This is a genomic window from Pilibacter termitis (genome assembly GCF_900167335.1).
Taxonomy (GTDB): Bacteria; Bacillota; Bacilli; order Lactobacillales; family Streptococcaceae; genus Pilibacter; species Pilibacter termitis.
This window is the reverse complement of record NZ_FUXI01000054.1, coordinates 1-2,293: the sequence shown is the minus strand read 5'-3', so window position 1 is coordinate 2,293 and position 2,293 is coordinate 1. Positions and strand designations below refer to the sequence as shown.

General features: G+C 34.0%; 4 protein-coding genes. 1 reads left to right on the top strand and 3 read right to left on the bottom strand.

Annotated features, from left to right (window positions below):
* The 3 genes from B5D30_RS12990 to B5D30_RS12980 form a co-directional block, all read right to left on the bottom strand.
* Nucleotides 1-713 (bottom strand): UPF0236 family transposase-like protein (locus tag B5D30_RS12990; protein WP_200806747.1); only part of this gene is annotated, 713 nt, incomplete at its 3' end.
* A 45-nt stretch (nucleotides 714-758) separates the two neighbouring features.
* Nucleotides 759-1,016 (bottom strand): hypothetical protein, encoded by a 258-nt coding sequence (locus B5D30_RS12985; RefSeq protein WP_078808512.1) that lies wholly within the window; start codon nucleotides 1,014-1,016, stop codon nucleotides 759-761.
* 3 nt (nucleotides 1,017-1,019) lie between these two features.
* Nucleotides 1,020-1,823: a ParA family protein gene (locus B5D30_RS12980; protein WP_078808511.1), complete on the bottom strand. Its 804-nt coding sequence runs from the start codon at nucleotides 1,821-1,823 to the stop codon at nucleotides 1,020-1,022.
* A gap of 197 nt (nucleotides 1,824-2,020) precedes the next feature.
* Between B5D30_RS12980 and B5D30_RS12975 the strand changes: the two genes are divergently transcribed.
* Nucleotides 2,021-2,254, top strand: a complete 234-nt coding sequence (locus B5D30_RS12975) for a hypothetical protein (protein ID WP_078808510.1) — start codon at nucleotides 2,021-2,023, stop codon at nucleotides 2,252-2,254.
* Nucleotides 2,255-2,293: the final 39 nt, after the last annotated feature.

Sequence of the window (2,293 nt, the reverse complement as noted above, 5' to 3'; positions counted from 1 at the left end):
TACATCAACACTTTTTCAAAAGCCTTTTTCCGAGAAAAATCCGAAAACAACACAGGATTTATTAACTCCGTCCGTTTTCCATTGTAACGCACACCCTCATGAATCTGGAATCGGTGCAACTCCAAATGAAACTCTTTCATTTGGCAACCTAAAACAAGACCGTCCCCTTCAATGCAAAGGTAGTCCACTTTTCTTTTTTCTGGTTCTTCGTTGGAAAGCTCTTTTTCTTCTTTTTCGATTTCTGCTAGAATTTTCTCTCTTTCCTCTATTTCTTTCACGATACGATTTGCCGTACTTGCTGAAATACGAGAATAACTCACTTCTTCCATGATTTCCATGGTCTTTTGGTACATTCCTTTTGCACAAATTGTAGAAACTGTTTCTTTCAATCCTTCAGAAATTCTTTGCCTTGGGGCGATATTTAGAAATTCATCTAGCGGATAAAGAGCCTCTCTCGTTTGCTTGTGTACCAATCTTCTTCGTCTGAACGTTACTTCAGCAAATCGAAAGCTAATTGTTCTTTCCGTCTTCTTTTCTGTTGTATAGCCTTCTGCTCTTTTTTCGTGAAAAAGGGAATTATCCAACATCTCAAAGAAAATAGCTACTTGTTCCTGCAAATGAAAACGAATTTCTTCTCTCATCATATCTTCCCATTCTATTGCAGTTAGACCTAATTCTTTTGTTTTCCTGTATAAGTGTTGTGATAATTCCATAGACTCCCTCTTTCTAGTTTCTTACTCTTTTTCTGTTAAAATACGCTAAAACTTCGTATTGTCATAAAGTTTTTCAATCAATTCAGAGACAAGAGCTGCTTCTGATTGTTTATTGTAATGTTTTTTTAGTTTTTCTAGTTTCTCTTTTGTACTTTTTTTCATAGAAATACTTGCCACTACACGTTCAGTTTCTACCTCTCGTTGAATTTGCAGAGTTGGCAATGTCCCTAAAGAAAAATCTGAAGTTGATTTTTTTCTTGCCGTTCTGATTTTTTCTTGTTTCTCTCTATCACCAAATCCCATAACTTAATCCTCCGAAATAATTGTTAAAATTTTGTTATATTCAACCTCTAGTCGTTCTGCAAAAGCTCGATTGCCATTGCGAGATAAAATATTCGTGTCTTTCAATTGTTCGCAAACTGGAATTTTTTGGTACGTTGATTGCTCGAAAAGGGTTTTTCGTGGAATCAAGGCGATCACGTCATCATCTTTTTCTACTTCTTTTAAAAAGCTATGCGTGAGACTTTCATTTTGTCGCAATTTATTCCCTAAAAAAATCATCTTCGTTGTGACACGATTTTCTTTCGTCCGCCGATTGAACGTTTTCATTTTCAATTCTTCTAGGCTCGTCAATGACTTTTGTTTTGCATTATAACCGAACTCACTTGGCTCTAACACACCTATTTGATACTGACTTGTCGCAATTGCATTTTGCGTGACAGTTAACGTGTCAGGGTGCGTATCAATCAATAGAAAGTCATATTTCAATATTTCTTCTGAGTGTTCATAAAGCCAATCTTCTAACAAAAAGTACACGTCTTGCACTCCTGTTGCCCTAAGTTGCAACGGAATATCCTCAAGTGCATAAGTTGCAGGAATAATTGAAAGATTTTCTTTTACATGATGAAATTCTACTTCTTCTCCTGTAAAAATTCCTAAACTCGTATTCTCTGCATCATACAGCTCATACGCCTCAGAAAGCGAACTTTGATAATCCAAATCAATCAGTAAAACTTTATACTTCTGTGCAAGCCATTCACCAAAATTATACAGCATGGTTGTTTTTCCTGAACCGCCTTTTTGAATTGCGAATGTAATTACTTTTGTCATAATATGTTTCTCCTTTTCATTTTAACATTTACTCTTTGTTTTTTGTGAAAGTTTGTTTAAATCTTTTTCCTCCAACCTTCATTTGTTTTATTATACACCAAAAGAGATAATTAATCAACAATAATACACTAAAGATGATAAATTCTTTGATTTTATTTTCTTTCTGATTTACAATGACTTTACAAGGAGGCTTTCTTATGGAACAAGAACAATTTCTAAAATGGATTAAAGAAAATTTATTGAGTACAGGTGAGTCAATAAAATTAAGTGGAAAATCCGCAGCTACTTTTAAAAAAGCAGTGGTACAAAATTCTATTAAACCTTTTTACGAATCTTCTGATGAAGGGCGTGGTAAAGTTCGTTTATATCTAAAATCAGACGTTGAGCGTTATTCAACAGTCAAAGCAGGTAGGAAAAAGAAAAAAAAATAGTTATATAATCAGTTATATAATCAGTTATATAATCAGTTA